The sequence below is a fragment of the Candidatus Symbiothrix dinenymphae genome (assembly GCF_001431085.1).
The window spans coordinates 1-441 of the sequence record NZ_BBRU01000421.1 but is presented as its reverse complement, the minus strand read 5'-3'; the positions used below and the strand labels follow the sequence as shown (position 1 = coordinate 441).

General features: G+C 45.6%; 1 protein-coding gene. It reads left to right on the top strand.

The annotated features are described in order from the left end of the window. On the top strand, positions 1–441 hold a 441-nt coding region (locus ASC50_RS04685), incomplete at both ends, for a leucine-rich repeat domain-containing protein (protein ID WP_158648448.1).

Genomic DNA, 441 nt, shown 5'->3' with positions numbered 1-441 from the left:
CTACACTCTCAGTGATGGCCCCACCACCATTACCGGCACAGGGGCAATGGACAATTACTCGTCCGACACTGCGCCGTGGTATTCGGTCCGCACTTCTATCACTGCGCTTGTGATAGGCAACGGGGTTACAAGTATTGGCAATTATGCTTTCTATGATTGCAGCGGTATTACCTCCATTACTATTTCCAATAGTGTAACAAGTATTGGCTTTCGAGCCTTTTATGATTGCAGCGGTATTACCTCCATTACTATTTCCGATAGTGTAACAAGTCTTGGCTCTCAAGCCTTTTATGGTTGCAGCGGAGCAGATTCATTAAGCACAGGCAATGGGCTTTTAAGCATTCCTCCTTATGCTTTTCAGAATTGCAGTAATCTTTCTTCAGTAACCATTGGCACCGGTATCACCAGCATTGGCAGTTCTGCTTTTGATGGTTGTACCTC